The 13011-nt window shown below is 54.6% G+C and carries 17 protein-coding genes; 16 read left to right on the top strand and 1 reads right to left on the bottom strand.

Going from position 1 to position 13011, the window contains the following annotated elements; genetic code table 11:
• Positions 1–238: 238 nt before the first annotated feature.
• Complete coding sequence (locus ACQRD3_RS03650; RefSeq protein WP_427779906.1) at positions 239–637, bottom strand: metal-dependent transcriptional regulator; 399 nt, start codon at positions 635–637, stop codon at positions 239–241.
• A gap of 196 nt (positions 638–833) precedes the next feature.
• Between ACQRD3_RS03650 and ACQRD3_RS03645 the strand changes: the two genes are divergently transcribed.
• The 16 genes from ACQRD3_RS03645 to ACQRD3_RS03570 all read left to right on the top strand — a co-directional run bounded on the left by ACQRD3_RS03645 (position 834) and on the right by ACQRD3_RS03570 (position 13011).
• Positions 834–1046, top strand: a complete 213-nt coding sequence (locus ACQRD3_RS03645) for a FeoA family protein (RefSeq protein ID WP_427779904.1) — start codon at positions 834–836, stop codon at positions 1044–1046.
• A 103-nt stretch (positions 1047–1149) separates the two neighbouring features.
• Positions 1150–1371, top strand: coding sequence for a FeoA family protein (locus ACQRD3_RS03640; protein ID WP_427779902.1), 222 nt, complete (start codon positions 1150–1152; stop codon positions 1369–1371).
• A 74-nt stretch (positions 1372–1445) separates the two neighbouring features.
• Positions 1446–3644 carry a ferrous iron transport protein B gene (gene feoB, locus ACQRD3_RS03635; RefSeq protein WP_427779900.1) on the top strand — a complete coding sequence of 733 codons (2199 nt, stop codon included), beginning with the start codon at positions 1446–1448 and terminating at the stop codon, positions 3642–3644.
• A 19-nt stretch (positions 3645–3663) separates the two neighbouring features.
• Positions 3664–3822 (top strand): FeoB-associated Cys-rich membrane protein, encoded by a 159-nt coding sequence (locus ACQRD3_RS03630; protein WP_427779898.1) that lies wholly within the window; start codon positions 3664–3666, stop codon positions 3820–3822.
• 87 nt (positions 3823–3909) lie between these two features.
• Positions 3910–4293, top strand: a complete 384-nt coding sequence (locus tag ACQRD3_RS03625) for a metal-dependent transcriptional regulator (RefSeq protein ID WP_427779896.1) — start codon at positions 3910–3912, stop codon at positions 4291–4293.
• Complete coding sequence (locus tag ACQRD3_RS03620) at positions 4286–4681, top strand: helix-turn-helix domain-containing protein (RefSeq protein ID WP_427779894.1); 396 nt, start codon at positions 4286–4288, stop codon at positions 4679–4681. Before ACQRD3_RS03625 ends, ACQRD3_RS03620 begins: the two co-directional genes overlap by 8 nt.
• A 204-nt stretch (positions 4682–4885) precedes the next feature.
• Positions 4886–5161 (top strand): DUF6110 family protein, encoded by a 276-nt coding sequence (locus tag ACQRD3_RS03615; RefSeq protein WP_374736641.1) that lies wholly within the window; start codon positions 4886–4888, stop codon positions 5159–5161.
• A gap of 57 nt (positions 5162–5218) precedes the next feature.
• Positions 5219–7294 carry a heavy metal translocating P-type ATPase gene (locus tag ACQRD3_RS03610; RefSeq protein ID WP_427779892.1) on the top strand — a complete coding sequence of 692 codons (2076 nt, stop codon included), beginning with the start codon at positions 5219–5221 and terminating at the stop codon, positions 7292–7294.
• A gap of 159 nt (positions 7295–7453) precedes the next feature.
• Positions 7454–8644 carry an alpha/beta hydrolase gene (locus tag ACQRD3_RS03605; RefSeq protein ID WP_427779890.1) on the top strand — a complete coding sequence of 397 codons (1191 nt, stop codon included), beginning with the start codon at positions 7454–7456 and terminating at the stop codon, positions 8642–8644.
• Entirely contained in the window at positions 8638–8973 is a 336-nt protein-coding gene (locus tag ACQRD3_RS03600) for a hypothetical protein (protein WP_427779888.1), read from the top strand. The genes ACQRD3_RS03605 and ACQRD3_RS03600 overlap by 7 nt, the downstream gene beginning before the upstream one ends.
• 13 nt (positions 8974–8986) lie before the next feature.
• Entirely contained in the window at positions 8987–9241 is a 255-nt protein-coding gene (locus ACQRD3_RS03595; protein ID WP_427779887.1) for a heavy-metal-associated domain-containing protein, read from the top strand.
• A 37-nt stretch (positions 9242–9278) separates the two neighbouring features.
• Positions 9279–10199: an acyl-CoA thioester hydrolase/BAAT C-terminal domain-containing protein gene (locus ACQRD3_RS03590; RefSeq protein ID WP_427779955.1), complete on the top strand. Its 921-nt coding sequence runs from the start codon at positions 9279–9281 to the stop codon at positions 10197–10199.
• A gap of 15 nt (positions 10200–10214) precedes the next feature.
• Complete coding sequence (locus tag ACQRD3_RS03585) at positions 10215–10856, top strand: class I SAM-dependent methyltransferase (RefSeq protein WP_427779885.1); 642 nt, start codon at positions 10215–10217, stop codon at positions 10854–10856.
• Complete coding sequence (locus ACQRD3_RS03580) at positions 10853–11545, top strand: class I SAM-dependent methyltransferase (protein ID WP_427779883.1); 693 nt, start codon at positions 10853–10855, stop codon at positions 11543–11545. Before ACQRD3_RS03585 ends, ACQRD3_RS03580 begins: the two co-directional genes overlap by 4 nt.
• The gene (locus tag ACQRD3_RS03575; RefSeq protein ID WP_427779881.1) at positions 11542–12333 is read left to right on the top strand and encodes a class I SAM-dependent methyltransferase; all 792 of its coding nucleotides are present in this window, start codon (positions 11542–11544) and stop codon (positions 12331–12333) included. The genes ACQRD3_RS03580 and ACQRD3_RS03575 overlap by 4 nt, the downstream gene beginning before the upstream one ends.
• Positions 12334–12357: 24 nt before the next feature.
• The gene (locus ACQRD3_RS03570; RefSeq protein WP_427779880.1) at positions 12358–13011 is read left to right on the top strand and encodes a class I SAM-dependent methyltransferase; all 654 of its coding nucleotides are present in this window, start codon (positions 12358–12360) and stop codon (positions 13009–13011) included.

Genomic DNA, 13011 nt, shown 5'->3' with positions numbered 1-13011 from the left:
CGGTTAGTTATAACTAACTTACAATTAAAAGAGAAAGCGGCGAATGTTGCCACTTCTCTGAATACATGGGACATTATAAATCGGCTTGTTTAGAATTGCAAGCATTATCTTGAGTCAGTGACGATTTTGCCGGAAACTCTCAAAAAGTGCAGATCATTTCTTTGTATGCATTTCTTTTTCTGGCCCTTACCCTGAAGTCGGATTTTTTTCGTGCAATGCGAAAATATCCGGAATAATATTAACCATTTTGACATGGATCATGAGTCATTTTTCGGTCGCTGAGAGCTACCTCTTTGATTTTTTCATAGCTTTCATCGCTGATGTCGTGTTCGATTTTGCAGGCGTCTGCCGCAGCGTTTTCCGGAGACACTCCCAACTGCACCAAAAACCGTGTCAAAAGCTGATGCCGCTCATATATTCTTGCTGCAATGGCTTCTCCTGCGGGTAATAATGTGATATAGCCATCAACATCCATCTCAATATATCCGCTCTCCCGCAAGCGTTTCATGGCTACGCTGACACTCGGCTTGGAATAGTCCATATCCCGCACGATGTCAATGGATCTCACCAGGCCGTTTTTTAATCGCAGCATCAGAATTCGCTCCAGATAGTCTTCCGCGGATTCGTGAATATTCATAAAGAATACCTCCCCACAGTCGCGTGATTGCATTTAGGTTAACACAAACTAACCAAAAATGCAAGTTTTTTATCAAACAAGCTTGACACGAGCGGTTAGTGGTGTTAAACTGACAGCGACTTGAGGGTTAGAAACTGCTAACCCAATTTTTAAGCGAGAAAGTTAGGGGTGGCTAACTTTCGGAGAGGGCGATGGTATGATGCCGCTGACAATGGCAAAAACAGGAGAGACTGTCACCATTCGCAAAATTTCAGGCAAGGACGAAGTGCGCCAGCATCTGGCAGAGCTGGGCTTCGTGGTGGACAGCGATGTGACGGTAGTGAGCGAGATTGCCGGAAATCTGATCCTTCAGGTAAAGGACAGCCGGATCGCGCTGGATAAAACCATGGCAAACCGCATTATGATTTGATTGGGCGCCCTGATTCTGGTACCGGAACAGGGTTTTCGTGCTGTGCGGCACGGTTTATTGTTGTGCTTGAGTAAAGTAAATTTCAGATAGGAGGAGAGCGAATATGAAAACTTTGAAGGATGTCAAGGTGGGCGAGACCGTTACCGTGGTGAAACTCCACGGCGAGGGCCCTGTGAAGCGCCGCATCATGGACATGGGCATCACCAAGGGCGTGGAGATTTTCGTCCGTAAGGTGGCTCCGCTGGGCGACCCTATGGAATTGAATGTCCGGGGCTATGAGTTGAGCGTGCGCAAGGCGGATGCCGAAATGATTGAAGTGGGCTAAAACCGGGGCGGTGAAAGGCCGCCTATGATTCAGCACATAAGTTAGTTATACCTAACATTTGAAAGGAGAGCGCTATGGAACTCAAGATCGCGCTGGCGGGCAATCCGAACTGCGGCAAGACGACCCTGTTCAATGCCCTGACCGGCTCCAACCAGTACGTGGGCAACTGGCCCGGCGTTACTGTTGAAAAGAAGGAGGGCAAGCTGAAGGGCCACAAGGATGTGGTCATCCAGGACCTGCCCGGCATTTATTCCCTGTCCCCCTATACTCTGGAGGAAGTGGTGGCCCGGAGCTATCTGGTCAATGAAAAGCCCGACGCCATTTTGAACATTGTGGATGGCACTAACATCGAGCGGAACCTGTACCTCACCACACAGCTCATTGAGCTGGGGCTGCCTGTGGTGGTGGCCGTCAACATGATCGACCTGGTCCGCAAGAACGGCGACACCATCGACCTCGCCAAGCTGGGCGCGGCCCTGGGCTGTGAAGTGGTGGAGATGAGCGCCCTGAAGGGCGAGGGCGGCATGGAAGCTGCTGAAAAGGCGGTGGCTCTGGCCCAGAGCCATAAGGCTGGCGAGCTGCCCCATGTCTTCACCGGCAGCGTGGAACATGCTATCGCCCACGTCGAGGAGTCCATCCAGGGCAAGGTGGATGAGGGGTATCTCCGGTGGTACGCCATCAAGCTCTTTGAGCGTGACTCCAAGGTTTTGGAGGATCTGAAGCTGGACAAAGAGCTGGCCTCTCATCTGGAGGAACATATCGCCGACTGTGAGAAGGAGCTGGATGACGACGCTGAGAGCATCATCACCAACCAGCGGTACGCCTACATCAACACCGTTGTGACCAAGGCGGTGAAGAAAAAGGCTCCCAAGGGCAGCCTCTCCGTCTCCGACAAGATCGACCAGATCGTCACGAACCGCATCCTGGCCCTGCCCATTTTTGCGGTGGTCATGTTCTGCATCTACTCCATCGCCATGGGTGGCTACGCCTTCTCCATCGGTACCATGGGTACCGACTGGGCTAACGACGTGCTGTTCGGTGAGATCGTCCCCGGCTTCTTTGATAGCATCCTGACCTCGCTGGGGGTCGGCGGCTGGCTGTACGGCCTCATCATGGACGGTATTGTGGCCGGTGTCGGCGCGGTGCTGGGCTTCGTTCCTCAGATGCTGGTGCTGTTCTTCCTGCTGGCAATTCTGGAGGATGTGGGCTACATGGCCCGTGTCGCCTTCATCATGGACCGTATCTTCCGCCGCTTCGGCCTGTCCGGCAAGAGCTTCATCCCCATGCTGGTGGCCACCGGCTGTGGTGTCCCCGGCATCATGGCCTCCCGTACCATTGAGCAGGACCGGGACCGGAAAATGACCATTATGACCACCGGCTTCATCCCCTGCGGCGCGAAAATGCCCATCATTGGCCTGTTTGCCGGCGCCGTGTTCGGCGAGTCCCCCTGGGTCGCCACCTCCGCCTTCTTCATCGGCATCGCCGCCGTGGTCATCTCCGGTATCATGCTGAAGAAGTTCAAGGCCTTCGCCGGTGAGCCCGCCCCCTTTGTCATGGAGCTGCCCACCTATCACGCACCCTCCATGGGCAACGTCCTACGGGCCACCTGGGAGCGGGGCTGGAGCTTCATCAAGCGGGCCGGCACCATCATCCTGCTTTCTTCCATCATCCTGTGGTTCCTTCAGGGCTACGGCTTTGTGGACGGCGTGTGGCAGGCGGTGGAGGACAACAACGACTCCCTGCTGGCTATGATTGGCAGCGCTGTCGCCTGGATCTTCTACCCTCTGGGCTGGATCGGCGATATGGCTTGGAAGGCTACTGTCGCTACGATCACCGGCCTCATCGCCAAGGAGGAAGTGGTCAATACCTTCGGCGTCCTGTATCAGTATGCCGGTGAAGCCGATCTGCTGGAGGACAGCCATGATATCTGGATGGCCATCGGCGCGGACTTCGGTGCCATGACCGCTTACAGCTTCATGATCTTCAACCTGCTGTGCGCTCCCTGCTTTGCGGCCATGGGTGCCATCAAGCGGGAGATGAACAACGTAAAGTGGACGCTGGGCGCCATCGGCTACATGTGCGGCTTTGCCTATGTGGTTTCCATGATCGTCTACCAGCTGGGCGGCCTCATCACTGGTGAGGCGGTGTTCAGTCTGTGGACCGTGGTGGCTGTCGCCGCTTTGGCCGGTATCCTGTTCCTTCTGTTCCGCAAGGGCTATCAGGGAGAGCATGAGACCCATAACCTGACCTCCGTGGCCGCAGCTGCGAAGTAAAGAAAAGGAGGACATGACGATGTCTGGTATTTGGGGAAATGTGATCGTTCTGGCAGTGCTGGCCATCGTTGTGGCCCTGGCTGTCCGTTCTCTGTGGAGATCCCACAAGTCCGGCGGACACTGTAATGGAGACTGCGGCTCCTGTGGTGGGTGCCACGGCAGTTGCCACTCCAAATAATCGAATAGGCGAAAACACGGGAAAGGAGGCACGGGCAAAGGGAAGCTGTTCGTGTCTCCTTTCCGTTATGAGGGTGAGGATCAGAACATGGAATTACGGGAATCGCATTTGCGGTATTTACTGGTGATCTATGAACTGGGACAGGTGACCATGGACGTGGGTACAGCGGACATTGCGAAAGCCCTGAACTGCTCCAAGGCATCCGTTACCAATATGATGTCTAATCTCATGGAGATGGGCCTGCTGGTCCGGGAGCGGTACGGGAAAATCTATTTGACGGACAGGGGATTCCTTTTGGCAAAGGACTTGTCCCGCTGTGTAAAGGAAATCAACCAACGGCTCCCGGCTCTGGGATTGGATATGACAGCAGAGGACTCCAAGAATATGGCACACACGATCGTGCTGAATCTGCCGGAATATTACCGCAATGAGTTGGCAGGCAGAACATTTGAGTTGAATAAAGATGGATAAAGTAAAAGAAGATAGGATTGTGGTCCATTCAGAATCGCAGGAACAGGCCGGACTCGCTTGGTATCAGGAGAAGCGTGTCAGGGAAATCTGCTGCTATTTGACGGAGCATCTGGACCGGCGTATGACACAGGCGGAGATTGCAAAGGAATTCCGCATTTCCTTGACGGCGCTGAAGCTGACGTTTCAGTGCCTTTACGGAATGCCGATAGAAACCTATCTGCGAAAGAAGCGTATTTCTGAGGCCAAGCGGCTGCTCCGGGAAACGAAGTTGCCTGTTTCGGAAATTGCTCACCAGGTAGGTTATGACAGTCACAGCCAGTTTTCTGCGATGTTCCGAACCAGTGAGGGGCAATCACCGATGATGTACCGGCAGAATTCAGACACATAAGATTTGTCCAATTCAAACAGAGAAAAAACCAAATCAAACAGTGAACGAATTGAGAATGTGATATTCTATTTTATAAACCAAGTATAGATAAGATGGAGAGTGATCGGAATGAAAGCACATAAGTTCTGGGCGTGGGCGGCAGTTTTCAGTATGCTCATGGTCATGATCACCGGATATAAACATAAGTGAACAGGAGGTATTTCCATGAATTTTGACTGCAAGAAAATCGCCCTGTTTGCGGGCGGTGCGCTGTTTGGTTCCGCCGGCATCAAGCTGCTGACCAGCAAGGACGCCAAAAAGGCATACACCCATGCCACTGCCGCTGTTCTGAGGATGAAGGATAGTGTCATGGAGACTGCGAATCTGGTACAGGAGAACTGCGGAGACATTCTCGCGGAGGCCAAGGACATCAACGAAGCGCGTGCGGCTGCCGCTGAGCAGGTAGTCGATGCCGCAGAGCCTGCGGAAGCCGCGGAATAAGCCGTACATCCAAGCCGTCCGCCTCAGCGGGCGGCTTTCGTATTTGGAGCGATTATCATGAAATGTAAGATTCTGCATGAGAGCAGCGGGCGCATCCGCCTGCATGCTGAAAAGAGCCGCATGACAATGGAGGAAGCGGACCAGCTGGAAGCCTACCTCACCGCCTTGCCCGGCGTGCGGCAGGCGACGGTCTATGAGCGCACCTGCGATATGGTCATCCTCTACCGGGAGGATCGGAAGCAGATCCTGGACGGTGTGGCAGCGTTCCGATTTGACCGGGAGGCCATGGTGTCCTCCACCCCGGAAAACAGCGGCAGGGCGCTGAACCGCCAGTATCAGGAGAAGCTGGTGAACATTGTCCTGTTCCGAGCAGCCCGGATGGTGTTCCTTCCGGCTTCTCTGGAAAAGGCATACACGCTGTTACGCTCCGTCCGATACCTCTGGCATGGAGTCCGGTGCCTGCTGCGAAGAAAGCTGGAGGTCGAAGTGCTGGACGCCCTCTCCATCGGCGTGTCCATCGCCCGGGGAGATTTTGGTACAGCGGCGTCTGTTATGTTCCTGCTGCGACTGGGAGAATTGCTGGAGGAATGGACTCGGAAGAAGTCTCTGGGTGACTTAGCCCGTTGCATGTCGCTGAATGTAGACCGGGTGTGGCTGAAAACAAAGGATTCCGAAGTGCTGGTACCCATCACTCAGGTAAAGGCCGGGGACGCCATCTGCGTTCATACCGGCAACGTGATCCCGCTGGACGGTAAGGTCCTCTCCGGTGAAGCCTGCGTCAATCAGGCGTCCCTCACCGGTGAATCCCTGGCTGTCAGAAAAGCGGAAGGCGCCTGCGTCTACGCCGGAACAGTGGTGGAGGAGGGCGAGTGTGTCATCCAGGTGGAGCAGCAGTCCGGCGCCAGTCGCTACGACCAGATCGTCACCATGATCGAGGAATCGGAGAAGCTGAAGTCCTCCTCAGAAAACCGGGCTTTGGCTCTGGCGGATCGGCTGGTGCCGTACAGTCTGGCGGGGACGGTGCTGACGTACCTGCTGACCCGGAACGCCACCCGGGCCATCTCCATTCTGATGGTGGACTTCTCCTGTGCGCTGAAGCTGTCCATGCCGCTGGCAGTTCTCTCCGCCATGCGGGAGTGCGGCAGCTACCACATCACCGTCAAGGGCGGCAAGTACCTGGAAGCCATAGCGAAGGCGGATACCATCGTCTTTGACAAGACCGGCACCCTGACCCACGCCACCCCCACAGTGGCGCAGGTGGTCCCCTTCGGCGGCCGGGATGAGCGGGACGTTCTCTGCGTTGCCGCTTGTCTGGAAGAACATTATCCCCACTCCATGGCCAATGCTGTGGTGAAAGAGGCAGTTCGCCGGGGAATCTCCCATGCGGAGATGCACTCCGAGGTGGAATATGTGGTGGCCCACGGCATCGCCAGCCGCATTGACGGGGAAAAGGTGGTCATCGGCAGCTACCATTTTGTATTTGAAGATGAGGGCTGTGTCATTCCAACCCAGGAGCAGGTGATGTTTGACGCTCTGCCACCGGAGTATTCCCACCTGTACCTTGCCATCGGCGGCACGCTGGCAGGCGTCATCTGCGTGGCAGACCCGCTGCGGGAGGAGGCCTCTGCGGTACTCAACAGCCTGCGGAAGCTGGGCATTTCCAAAGCGGTGATGATGACCGGCGACAACGAGCGTACCGCTGCCGTCATTGCAAAAGAAGTGGGCGTGGACGAATACTTCGCCGAGGTACTGCCGGAGGATAAGGCCCGGTTTGTGGAGCAGGAAAAGGCGGCGGGCCGGACGGTGGTCATGATTGGCGACGGTATCAACGACTCTCCCGCCCTGTCGGCGGCGGATGTGGGCATTGCCATCAGCGACGGCGCCGCCATTGCCCGGGAGATCGCGGACATCACCATCGCGGCGGACGACCTGTTTGAGCTGGTGCTGCTGAAGATGATCGCCAACGGCCTGCTGAAGCGGATCAATGGGAACTACCGCTTCGTGCTGGGCTTCAATGGCGGCCTCATCGTTTTGGGAGCCGCCGGCATCCTGCCACCCGCCACATCGGCCTTGCTGCACAATCTCTCCACCCTTGGCATCAGCATCCGCAGCATGACGAATTTGTTGGACTAACGAAAAGCGCCGGAAATTGGGCAAAAACCGATTTCCGGCGCTTCCTATATTGACTTTATCTGGAATTGTGCCTATAATTTAAGCAGAAAAGCCGTTTTAAGAGGACGGCATTTTTTGAAAATAGTAGTTAGTTATAACTAACTTTAGAAGGTGAGGAAAATGCTCCCGGATATTTCATTTACCAGAGGAACCTACCAGCTCAATCAGGACCCAAACTTCAATTTTCAGTTGAACCGGGTCATACAATGGGACGGTGGACGACTGGAGGATATTGCGCCTGTATCAGCAGGAATTCATTCCAGTGCGGACTGGAAAAAGACTCTGATTTTCCTCGGAGATGAAGCCGAACAAGAAGGCCGGACGGAAAACGCCATCGCCTACTACCGTATGAGCGAGTTTTTTATGTATGACGGAGACCCTGACAAGCTGGCCTATTATCAAAAGGCGACAGCCATGTTTTATGATTATTACAGGGACTATTTTGAGAGCGGTATGGTGGAACGGATAACTGTCCCCTATGAGGATGTGGAACTGCCAATTCTTCACACGGAGCCGGATGGCCCCCGCAGAGGCGTGATCCTGCTCCACGGCGGCAACGACAGCTATCTGGAGGAGTTCTTCTTCCCCATGCTGTATCTGGCAAAGCAGGGCTACGCAGTCTACCTGTTTGAAGGTCCTGGTCAGGGCGGTGTGGTGCGCGTGCAGGGAAAGAGATTTACCTACCAGTGGGAAAAGCCAGTGAAAGCGGTGCTGGATGCCATCGGCGAGACGAATGTGACGATCATGGGGGCGTCTCTGGGCGGAATGCTGGCCCCCCGCGCGGCAGCTTTTGAACGGTCGCGAATTTGCCGGGTGGTGGGCTGGAGCGTCTTTCCGAACTTCCTGTATGTAGCGCTTTACGCGGTGCCAAAATCCATGTGGGGAGTGATGCGGTGGATGATCCGTCATAATGTCCGGGGACCCATCAACACAATTATGAAAAAGAAAATGGCGTCGGAGCCTACTGTGGATTGGGCTGTCCGCCACGGAATGTACGCATATGACGCATCGGACCCCTTTGGGTACATCAAGAAGCTGGACGATTTTAAGATGACGGACATCGGTCCGCGTTTGACACAGGATATGCTGGTCATTGGGGCCAGCCATGACCATTTTATCGCAAAAGAGCTTTACGCGGCGGAACTGGACGCCCTGCCCAATGTGCGGAGTCTGACCTACCGGCTTATGACGGAGAAAGAGGATGCCGGAGCCCATTGTAATGTAGGGAATCCCAAGCTGGTGCTGGATACGGTGATTGACTGGCTCGGCGGCTTGGAGCGGAGAGATGCCGGAGGGGAGGGCTTATGCTGATTTTTACCTGTGCCGTGGCGCTGCTGACAGCTGCGGTAAGCGCCTGTTCCTGGTATCGAAACAAAGACAACCGGGAGCAAACGCGGGTATGTCTGGCGATTTGCGTGGTTGCAGGTGTCATGGCAGCCCTCAGCGGATTTGGCGCGATACCGGAAAGCGTGCGCAGGGAAAATGCCGTGTATCTCTATATCTCTGCGGCAGCGATTTTGCTGGACCTGATTTTGGTGGAGATTCGGCGGATGTGCCTGAAGAAAACGGCACCGGGAAAGGCGGTGCCGGCGATGCTTGTATTGGGAGTGTGCATGGCGATGTGTATCGCCAGACTTTAAGGAGGAATGGATCATGGTAAAAACCATTTTGAAAGTAGAAGGCATGGCCTGCGGAATGTGCGAGGCTCATGTGAATGACGCTGTCCGAAAGGCGTTTTCGGTGAAAAAGGTCACTTCCTCCCATGCAAAAGGGAGAACAGAAATTCTATCAGAGCAGCCGCTGGAGGAAGAAAAGCTCAGAGCTGCGATTGAAGCTACTGGGTACCAGGTAACTGCCATCAGCAGTGAGCCCTATGAGAAGAAAGGCTTTTCCCTTTTCAGAAAATAAGGGGAAAGGTCCAGATGTGAGGAGGGCGGTTATGAAAATGCAAAGAGAATACTTTTCTGCGGAGAAGGATGGCTTTTTCGGTGCGTATTTTCCGAATCCGAATGCAATCGACCGGTGCATGATCGCTTTGCTGGGGGATGATATTGACGACCGCATGGCGGTGTCCGGTGTGAAATGGCTTCAGAGCCGGAACTGCAACGTGATGACAATGGCGCCGGGAAAGAAGGACTATGGCCATCACAGCTATCCACTGGAGCGTTTTGAAAAAGCTATCGGTGTAATCAAGCAGAGAGGAAACCGGAAAATCGGCATTGTGGGGGGCTCCACCACAGGAATGATGGCCCTTGTTGCTGCGTCTTATTATCGCGACATTTCTCTCACCATAGCCATGACGCCCTGCGATTTCATCATGGAGGGCTTTGTCCGGGATGGAAAAGACGGCATGAAGGAACGTCCGGCGGACGGGGAATCCACCGTCACCGTCGGCGGCAAGCCGTTGCCGTACCTGCCCTATGCCTATCGCCACCCCGAGTATTGGCAGATGATTCAGAGAGAGGCAAAGGCGGGCGGGGATATGGTTGCGTCCCGGAAGCTGTTTGAGGAATCCGAGCGGCTTCACCCGGTGCGGGAAGAAGAAAAGATCAAGGTAGAAAACATCCAAGGAAGGATTCTCTTTGTCGGTGCGGAGGATGATGTTCTCTGGGATACCTGCAAATTCATCCGCCGCATGGATGAGCGCCTGAAAGCGCTACCGCATGCAAGCGAATATGAGCTGGCGCTGTATCCCCACGGGACCCACTTTGTCTTTCCAGAGGGGATGCTCCGGAAGATGCTGCCGGTGGGCTCTGGGCTGCTGACGCGGGCAGCCTTCCGTGCAGGGAGGCAGTATCCTAAAGAGTGCCGGGAAGCACGCATGGATATTGACGCCAGAGTGACACGGCTGCTGCAAAGCTGGTAAAACGAGGGAGCACTGATGAAAGAACAGGGAAATAAAACGTTCTGGAGCCGCTGGTCAGGCTTTTACGACAGGTTCATGTACAGTAATGCACGCCTTTATGACGCAATCGCTGCAAAAATGAAAGGCTCGTTGAACCGGCAGATGAATGTGCTGGAGCTGGCCTGCGGAACGGGGCTGATCTCCGGGCAGATCGCCGGCAGTGTGAAAAGCATTGAGGCGACAGACTTTTCGCCGGAGATGATCGCCGAGGCAAAGAAGAAGCCTCACTCTGCCCGGCTGCACTACAGCGTGCAGGACGCCACAAATCTTCCCTATGGATCGGAAACCTTTGACGCGGTGGTAATCACCAATGCGCTCCACATTATGCCGGAACCGGAGAAAGCTCTTTCTGAAGCACGCCGGGTCTTGAAAGAAAACGGCATTTTGATTGCACCCACCTTTGTCCACGGGGAGGGGATTGGGTTTCGCCTGCGGACACGGATGATGGAGCTGACAGGTTTCCGTACCTATCACAAGTGGGATGCGCGTGACTTTGAGAAGTTCGTCTCCCAGTGCGGATTTACCGCGACGGAGGAGAGACTGATGGGCAGCAGCATTGCACCTCTGTGCTATTTAGAGGCCCGGAAGGATACCAACAAGCAGGGGGAAAAGCTATGAACCGGCATGATGCAATTCAAAACGCCTATGGCGCGCTTGGCAAAGAAGCCACCTTTTACGACGGCATGATCACATGCTCCACACTTTCAGGCAAGGCTGTCTGCAAGCTGGTGTGGAACATGGATCGGGAAACGAACACCCGGTATCTGGAGCGGGCGCTGTCCGGCATACCGGAGGATTTCTCCGGCAGGCTGCTGGAGGTCCCGGTGGGTACCGGCGTACTCACCATGCCGGTCTACAAACAGCTGCCCCATGCGGACATCACCTGCCTGGATTATTCCACCGACATGATGGCGCAGGCACAGCGGCGGGCTGGGATTCTGGGGCTGAAGCATGTGCGCTTTCAGCAGGGAGATGTGGGAAAGCTGCCCTTTGACGATGGAAGCTTTGACCTGGTACTGTCCTTAAACGGCTTCCATGCGTTTCCCGATAAGGAGGCGGGTTACCGGGAGACCTTCCGGGTTTTGAAGCCCGGTGGTATCTTCTGCGGCTGCTTTTACATCAAAGGGGAAAACCGGCGCACAGACTGGATGATTGATCACATCTATACGCCCAAAGGTTTTTTCACCCCGCCTTATGAGACGGCGGACAGCCTGCGAAAACGGCTGAAGGAACTGTACGAACAGGTGAAGCTGGAAACGGTGGAGTCCATGGCTTGCTTTACCTGTCGGAAGGAGAAATCTGAATGAAACCGGATTATAAAAACTGGGTACCCAAAGGGCTAATCTATGGAATGTTTGCCGCGACTGCGCTCACGCTTGTCTGCTTTCTGATTTTCGGTGTGTGCGGACTGGGCGTACATGGCAGTGTGCGGGTTGCTCTGGGCGCTGTGTTCGCTGTTGCCTGCTTGGTATGCGCTAAGTATGCCGAATGGTGTATCCACGCCTATAAGGCCTTTTCCTACGAGGGGGAGCGGAAGCTGTCCCGCCAGATCGTGGAGGGAACAGCGGCATACATCACCCTGCCGGAAGGCGGCAGGGGCCTGGATGTAGGCTGCGGCAGCGGGGCGCTGACCATTGCCTGCGCAAAGCGGAATCCCCAGGGGACAATGGTGGGCATCGACCGGTGGGGCAAGGACTACGCCTCATTCAGCCTTCCTTTGTGTGAGAAAAATGCTAAGGCGGAAGGTGTGATCAACACGGAGTTCCAGCGTGGAGACGCCACGAAGCTGGACTTCCCGGATGAGAGCTTTGACGCGGTGACCAGCAACTATGTGTATCACAACATCACTGGAGCGGACAAGCAGAAACTCCTTTTGGAGACATTGCGGGTGCTGAAAAAGGGAGGCGTCTTTGCCATCCACGATCTGATGTCTCCGGCACGATATGGCGACATGGAAGAATTTGCCCGTCAGCTCAAGGCTCAGGGATACGAAAAGGTGGAGCTGATCGACACCACAGACGGCCGGTTCATGACGCCAAAGGAGGCAAAGCGGCTGATGCTCAAAGGCTCCACCCTGCTGGTCGGCAGAAAATAATTGAGACTGGAGACACAGATAGGTATGGAGAAAAAGCGATCATTCTTTCAAAACACCTGTAAGCCGGAGGGCTTTGGCGGGAAAATGATGGTTCGAATGATGAACACGGGACACGCCGCTCTGGCGGAATGGGGATTTCAACATATTTCTATCGGAGACCATGACGCGGCCTTGGATATTGGCTGCGGCGGAGGGGCGAATCTTCAGAAGCTGTTGACCAAAAGCTCCTGTGGGATCATAAAAGGAATCGATTATTCTCCTGTCAGCGTGGAGCAATCCAGAAAGAAAAATGCTGCCGCGATTCAGGCGGGGCGGTGTGAAGTTATTCAGGGAAATGTAATGGAGCTCCCATTTGAAGACAGCGGGTTTCATGTGGTGACGGCCTTTGAGACGATTTACTTCTGGCCGGATTTATTCAAAGCGTTTCAGCAGGTTTGCAGAGTGCTGGCAGACGGCGGGACGTTTATGATCTGCAATGAATCCAACGGAATGAATCCAAAGGACGAAAAGTGGACGGGCAAGATTGAAGGCATGAAGATCTACAACGCCGGACAGATCAAGGCCGTTTTGCAAGAAGCGGGTTTTTGCAAGATTAAAGTGGACCAGAATCGGAGAGGCTGGATGTGTGTGACGGCCGAGAAAAGTGGGAATGGAAAAGAGTTTGGACAAGAAAAGTAG

It is taken from the genome of Candidatus Pseudoscillospira sp. SGI.172 (assembly GCF_050313575.1).
Taxonomy (GTDB): Bacteria; Bacillota; Clostridia; order Oscillospirales; family Oscillospiraceae; genus Vermiculatibacterium.
Note: the sequence above shows the minus strand (reverse complement) of the source record. Positions and strands in the feature narration are given on the sequence as shown.